This is a genomic window from Segatella baroniae DSM 16972 = JCM 13447 (assembly GCF_000426585.1).
Taxonomy (GTDB): Bacteria; Bacteroidota; Bacteroidia; order Bacteroidales; family Bacteroidaceae; genus Prevotella; species Prevotella baroniae.
Genome location: NZ_AUFQ01000033.1, coordinates 1 through 6414, shown reverse-complemented (window position 1 = coordinate 6414; position 6414 = coordinate 1). Strand labels below are relative to the sequence as shown.

The 6414-nt window shown below is 41.1% G+C and carries 7 protein-coding genes; all 7 read left to right on the top strand.

Annotated elements, in window-relative coordinates; translation table 11 throughout:
* Nucleotides 1-507: 507 nt before the first annotated feature.
* The 7 genes from K334_RS0112585 (at nucleotide 508) to mobV (ending at nucleotide 6097) form a co-directional block, all read left to right on the top strand.
* A complete protein-coding gene (locus K334_RS0112585; protein ID WP_007411088.1) occupies nucleotides 508-663 on the top strand; it encodes a hypothetical protein in 156 nt (51 codons plus the stop codon).
* A 60-nt stretch (nucleotides 664-723) separates the two neighbouring features.
* The gene (locus tag K334_RS14620) at nucleotides 724-1002 is read left to right on the top strand and encodes a hypothetical protein (protein ID WP_007411086.1); all 279 of its coding nucleotides are present in this window, start codon (nucleotides 724-726) and stop codon (nucleotides 1000-1002) included.
* 239 nt (nucleotides 1003-1241) lie between these two features.
* Entirely contained in the window at nucleotides 1242-2258 is a 1017-nt protein-coding gene (locus K334_RS0112575) for a hypothetical protein (RefSeq protein WP_025065691.1), read from the top strand.
* Between the two features lie 12 nt (nucleotides 2259-2270).
* Nucleotides 2271-2750, top strand: coding sequence for a hypothetical protein (locus tag K334_RS0112570; protein ID WP_004345311.1), 480 nt, complete (start codon nucleotides 2271-2273; stop codon nucleotides 2748-2750).
* Nucleotides 2751-2757: 7 nt separating this feature from the next.
* Nucleotides 2758-3468, top strand: coding sequence for a hypothetical protein (locus K334_RS0112565; protein WP_248623528.1), 711 nt, complete (start codon nucleotides 2758-2760; stop codon nucleotides 3466-3468).
* An 85-nt stretch (nucleotides 3469-3553) separates the two neighbouring features.
* A complete protein-coding gene (locus tag K334_RS0112560; RefSeq protein WP_004377482.1) occupies nucleotides 3554-3931 on the top strand; it encodes a hypothetical protein in 378 nt (125 codons plus the stop codon).
* A 642-nt stretch (nucleotides 3932-4573) separates the two neighbouring features.
* Nucleotides 4574-6097, top strand: a complete 1524-nt coding sequence (mobV, locus tag K334_RS0112550; protein ID WP_025882277.1) for a MobV family relaxase — start codon at nucleotides 4574-4576, stop codon at nucleotides 6095-6097.
* Nucleotides 6098-6414 lie beyond the last annotated feature (317 nt).

Sequence of the window (6414 nt, the reverse complement as noted above, 5' to 3'; positions counted from 1 at the left end):
GACTTTTATTCTGCAAAGGTATCGCAGGCAGGGAACACGGCAAACACCGGAATGCTCCCTATTGGCGGAAAACTTTTCATGACCCTCCGAAATCAAAGATTACGGTTTCCTGAAAACTTTTACCGGCCAATTCTTTGCCTTAGGTTCCCTTAACACCTGCGATTTAACCTTGCACATAAAAGGTTCGAGATGACGGTTACACCGGAATGATAAAAAAAAGTTCGGGTCGAAGAAACAAAAAACCTAAAAGGGGTGAGAATCGGGATGCCCAGAATAAAATTTTAACTTCAGCCCTCGACAACACGGTTAAGTCAAGTCGTATGAAAAAAATAGAAGCAGCAAGAGAACTCCACGCAATTTATAACAGTTACGAGATCAGGAAAGTAAAGTTGGCAACAATCCTTCGCAAGATGTACAAATGGGGGAATAATTGGAGATTGTGTGGATATGCACATGACTATACTGTTTAGCCTGAACTTTCTATTATACATCAAAAGTGAGGAGATTATGAAAATAAAGACAAACAGATACTTCTTCAAGAAAGCCGAAAAAGGTTGGACTATCATGAAGCGTAGAATGGACGGTTATATCATCGCCATACGTTGGGTGGCCAGCTGGCAGGAAGCACGGCAGCAAGTCTATAAGCTCAACGGATGGAGTTGAAATTATTCCATGCGACTCTATACGAAGAACTCTAATATAAACGATTCATATACAAACAAGATGAAAACATTATCAATCCACAAAAGCAAGACCTCATCGGCATCTGAAGCTGTCGGAAAATGGTGGAACTCAAAGAATGTATTCTTCTCTCTGCTCGCAGAAGAAAACTTCACTAATAAAGAGGTGGTACTCGTACACCTGATTCTTATGGCATTTCTAATCGGTACCGCTTTGGTAGAGACATACCCTGTCATATCAATCCTTGCAATCATTGCAAGTGCCGTTTGTGTCAGGATTTTGAATGGTGTGGGTAACAATATTAACAATGTTAGTAATTAGCTTATTTTTTTATACCTCAAAATATTAACATTTAAGCAAAACATATAAGAGAGTATCTGAAAATATCAAAAGTTCCAAATAATAAATATTTGGAACTTTTTTAATGTATCTTAACAAAATAAGCAGGCAGGAAGTTTTTCCAAAAGATTTTGAAAATGTTAATATAAGACTTTTATTTTTTTGACACCTCATTTTCATAGTGAGGTTTGTATCTTCGCAGTCGTTAAAATATTTTTTTTATGAGAAGAAATCACTTATCATTAACTCTCGCGTTGACGGCACTTGCTTTCTCTTCCTGTACAAAGCATCCGTCATTTCAGAACTCTACCGAAGCGATAGAGGCCTGTAAAGCAAAGCTGTCGGAAATCCAATCTTACAAGGATGCCGACATCGAAAAAGTAACTGACCTTACGGCACAGTGGCAGGAACTTAAAGACTCGTCGTACAGTGTCTTTTCAAAAGACTCTACCATTAACCTGAAGAGTCCGGTGGCACTTGCCTATTTTGTCATTTCCGATTCTGTGAGAACAGAGCTGACACGACTTGCTTTTTCAAAGCAGCGTTCGCTTCAGGACGTGATGTTCTTTAAACTCAATACGGCTTCCGAACGGGCAAAGATGGAAAGTTCGGACACCTATAAAAAAGCGTCTGACTTTTATGGGGGACTTGACAAAGAACAGACGATAAAGGGACTTCCACAAATACTGGCCATCTACAACAAGTTGCTAAACAGTACGCATGACTTTAAGCAGGAGTCTCAATTGCTTACCTTTATCAGGCAGGAGGACAGATGTTTTCGTTCGCTCATGGAACACCTTAGCAATGTACCCATGGATGAGATGCAGCGGTTGACCCAAAAGACAACAAGGCTTTTTGACCGGCTTTACTCTTCTGTCGGTCAGAAAAACGATGAAGTGAATGACAGGACGATGCTGTATCTGACCATGCGTTTTAACCGCCGGATCATGCAAAATGCCATTGCGTGCAGGGAAGACATACTGAACAACAAGCAGCTTAGCCAGGAACAACGGGTCAGTTACCGCTGGATGCTGATTCAGCCCTATGTGTCCTTGGATGGGTATTCAACGGCTGCATTGACCAAGAAACAGCGTGAAGAGCTGATGGTAATTTCCAAGGAACTGCCAATACTTTTGAATCGCCTGGACAACAAAAAGAAAACGAAGGAGGAGGAAAATAAGCTGATAGCCACTTTGGCAGAATATTTTCTGAAATCGTATATTTCAGCAACTTTATAAATAGAAAATCGTATGGAAAAAGCATTAGACTACAACACACTTGAAGACGGAACCTACAAGCGTTCCATCCTCCTGCTTTATCAGAAGTTGATAAAGTTGCTCCCCGGCTATTTTACAGAACAGCAGATATGCGTTATCCAACACGCTTATTTTACGGAAGTCGTTCTTAACATGGAAGAGCAACACGTGTTGGAAAATTTCGTATCGGATTTGGTGGAGAAACTGCATATACACGTTCTCTATGCTTCCAAGGAAGAGAAAGGAAAAGTATATAAGGTGGTGGCATACTCAACTCCGGTAGAAGATGAAATGTTTGTTGTCTATCTGTCATCGACCAATTACGGAATCGTTGACTCAATGACGGTATTCTTCTTTGATAGTTTGGAAACGATGTACTATCAGCTGCTTTCCGAAAGGAACCGGATGCCCAAACTTCAGAAAAACATTCTGGAACAAGAATCATACGCAGAAACATTGTCGAACTTCAATTGAAAGAAATATGGTGATGTTAATATTAAAATTAATCCTTTTCGTAGTGCTGACGAGCATTCCTTTCCTGTATCATTTTCTAATCAAGCCAAGGAGGAAAAGCGTGAAAAAATACCGCAATGTTTTTACGGCAGCACAGCCCCAGATGGCGAAGCTGAAGAAGTCTGTTTGGAGAATAGGCACTCATCTTATCAACTTCTATGACAAGATGAAGCATCGGGAAAAGCCAAGAAAGTTTTTTACATTATTACTTTTACTGTTTCTTCTCGGTATTCAAGGTGTAGACAACTTTGCATCAGGAGAAGTGGCTGCCACATATAAGACCATGGCGAAAGAAAAGAGGTTGGACCAGCTTAGCATCAGCGGAAAGAAAACGGCGGCTCCGTTCATGCAACGAAAGATGAACAACTACCTCTATCCCTTTCTGACCCGCCCCCTCGTTTACCTTATTACTTTCGGGATGACACTACTGTTCTTCTCTTACAAGTTGGCTAACAGAATACTCACGAAAATACATAATAGCAAAAGGATTCTGATAGGTGTTTCCTGTGTAATTATTTTGTTTTCTTTCTTCGATGAAGGAAGGTATATTTTGCTTTCTGAAGTACTTTTCGTTATTGCAATGGCTGCCTTGTTCTATCCCAATTTTCATGATCCTGCTGCTCCCAAAGGGAGGAAACCGATACCACAAAGATACACGGTAGAAAGGAAGGCTGCATGACCTTTATCGGTTACAACATTTATATAAAAATGTGGATTGGAAAAAGGTAGATTTTTACATATAATATTGATAATATAAAATAATAATGACTAACGATAAAATGATAGATAAAGAAGTCGTTCAAAATGGTTATAAGAACTATCATGTAAGAATGTCTTCCGACCTGCTTAAGTTTCTCTGCGGAGACTACACTTACAAGAACGCAAAGCGTTTTTCTCGCCTGCAGGCCTTTCAGGATCTTGTGACACGTCATTGTACCTCCGAGAGGAAACAAGAGGATATGGTCGCAAATATAGAGTGTCTGTCGAAGTCTTGGGGCTGGAGTCGACCATCGGTCATGAAGTTCATCCAAAATTTAGAGACAATGAATGTTCTGGAAGTCTTCAATGTTGTTACAAGCAAAATGGTCAGACTCCGAAAAGATATCGTCGTTTTTGCCCCGGCAAAAGATGTTGAGAAATGACGGAGAGGGATTTTATCCATCCCGAAAATCCGGCTTGACATTTCATTTTTAATGAACTTGGAGATGGAAAAGACAAAGTCTTGGTACATGCGCTTGCGCATGAGCGATCGTTTTGCAAACGAAATGAATTGTTTTACATTGGGAGGTAGCCTAATACCCCCCAAATCAAAATTTGGGGGTATTGCCACCCCGGCGAGGGGGGACTTCGTGCGGCAAGCCGTGTCAATATTAGGCTCTCCGAGGGGTAAAGCGGAAATGGCATTTCGAATATAGAGATGAAGCTTTCAGTCTTATACTTTGGAGGGGGTGACCCCCTATAAAAGTTACATTGACCCCACCATTGACCCCTCTAATGGTAACAAATCGCAATCATTGACCCCTCTAAAAGTGTAAAAATGATAGTTCGTGAATTTGCAGTGTTTTTGAGGGGAGTAAAAACTCCTTTACAAAAAGGGTTGACCCCTCTAAAAATTACAATTCCTCACATTGACCCCACCATTGACCCCTCTAATGGTAACAAATCGTAATCATTGACCCCTCTAAAAGATTAAAAATGATAGTTCGTGAAATATTGAATTCCACCGTTCTGAAATGTTTATATTCAGGAACCACCCCACGATGAAGTAAAAGAAATAACGATAAATGGCAAAACAAGTAATGGATCTTATGCCTACGAAAGGCATTACTGTTGCTCAAAGCAATGAGCATCTACGAAACTTCTCGGCGGAAGCATACCGGAGAAAACTATCGTATGCTTTTGACCCGACACGTGAGCATCTTAACTTTGAAGTTCGCAAAGGAGGTGTGATAGCTCCAGTCGACAAGCAGCTCTCAATCCCCAAACGAATCAAAGACAATTTGAAGGCAAGGAATATAATAGACCCTAACCTCGGACTTCCGGAACCGAAGTACCGGACTGTTGCAAATTTCATCTTGGGTGGTTCGAGGGATCAGATGCACCGTTTGGCGTTCGGTGAACAACAGGTGAACTTGGACAAGGGAGCTGACAATTCGGAAATTACCCGCAGCCCTGAAATAGAAAAATGGGCTGTTGACATGTACAAGTTTATGAGTAAAAAATATGGTGAAAAGAATATCGCAGCTTTTATAGTACATCTTGATGAAACAAACCCTCATATTCATTGCACAATTTTACCAATAACGGAGAGGAATAAATTCTCTTGGAAAATGGTTATGGCAGGGCAGAGTAAGTTTGAATATAGTCAGCGCCTGACTGCTCTTCACAATGAACTCTCGGAGGTCAACAAGAAGTATTCTCTTGACCGGGGAGACAGCATTGCAGAGACGGGGCACAAGCATAAAACGATGGGAGAATATTATGCACAAAAAAGAGAGGATTTAAAGAAAGAAGTTGATCATCTGAAAGGCGATGTCGCTGATCAAAAGCGACAGATTTCGAGAAACAAGGTTACACTGTCAGAACAAGAAAAAGCAATTAAGCATGGTGAAGCAAGATTGAAGGGGCTGGGTACCATGATAGCCAATCTTGAAAAACATAAAAATGACTTGCTCCGTGAGATTGAGAAGTTAGAAAATGATGTCAAGGCAGGAAAGATAACCAAGGAGCAGGCAGATATTGAACGTGTGAGAATCCTCGCCGATATTGAAAAAACAAAAGAGAAAATTATTGACAAAAAAGGAAAGCTCGCAGAGGCGGAGAGAAAGCTTGAATTAGTGAGGGGGCAGACCGAAGCCACCGAAGAGCGATATAAGGAAATCAAGGGTGACATACATTCAATTGTGCCGAACCTGAACACGCAAGCCCTACATGACATGCAAGCTGTTGGATGGAATATGGCCTCGATAGAAGCGCAAAAGTCTTATAGCAAATTTAATGCTTACCGTGAGTCTCTTCCGCCGGAGCAGAGAGTGGCTTTTGATGAAGCGACTAAAGGATTTTCTGAAGGTTCTGTGTTCGAACAGATGGCAGAAAATTCAAGTCAGGTTGCCTTGGTCGCCACGGCTCTTTTTCTTGGCTATCTTGATAAGGCAACAGAGATTTCGCAGAGTGCCGGCGGCGGTTCCGCGCCTAATGGAGGCTGGGGTAAGAAGCCTGACGAGGACGATATAGCGTTCCGGCAACGCTGTTTCCTAATGGGTATGCACATGCTGAAATCAGGTAAGAAAAGGAATATCAAGCGATAATAATGTTGATGTTTTTTCATGGGGAATATTGTAGATGTTTGTGAATCCGAATAAGATGTGGATTGTATATATGTCTATTTTCTTATACTTCAATACAAGTATAGCGCAACACGTATATACATCTATACGGATATACGTATATATGGTCATACGGCTATACACGCTATACCTGCGGTGTTTTTTTACATTTACTTTTATCTATCCTTCCATTTCCGTTTCTGGTTTCGACCTCACTTTTCGTCCGCTTGTAGTCATCTTCGACTTTTATTCTGCAAAGGTATCGCAGGCAGGGAACACGGCAAACACCGGAATGCTCC

Coding starts and splice junctions, on each gene's coding strand:
- K334_RS0112560 (WP_004377482.1), top strand. CDS start 3,554: ATGACTAACGATAAAATGATAGATAAAGAAGTCGTTCAAAATGGTTAT.
- mobV (WP_025882277.1), top strand. CDS start 4,574: ATGGCAAAACAAGTAATGGATCTTATGCCTACGAAAGGCATTACTGTT.
- K334_RS0112585 (WP_007411088.1), top strand. CDS start 508: ATGAAAATAAAGACAAACAGATACTTCTTCAAGAAAGCCGAAAAAGGT.
- K334_RS14620 (WP_007411086.1), top strand. CDS start 724: ATGAAAACATTATCAATCCACAAAAGCAAGACCTCATCGGCATCTGAA.
- K334_RS0112575 (WP_025065691.1), top strand. CDS start 1,242: ATGAGAAGAAATCACTTATCATTAACTCTCGCGTTGACGGCACTTGCT.
- K334_RS0112570 (WP_004345311.1), top strand. CDS start 2,271: ATGGAAAAAGCATTAGACTACAACACACTTGAAGACGGAACCTACAAG.
- K334_RS0112565 (WP_248623528.1), top strand. CDS start 2,758: ATGGTGATGTTAATATTAAAATTAATCCTTTTCGTAGTGCTGACGAGC.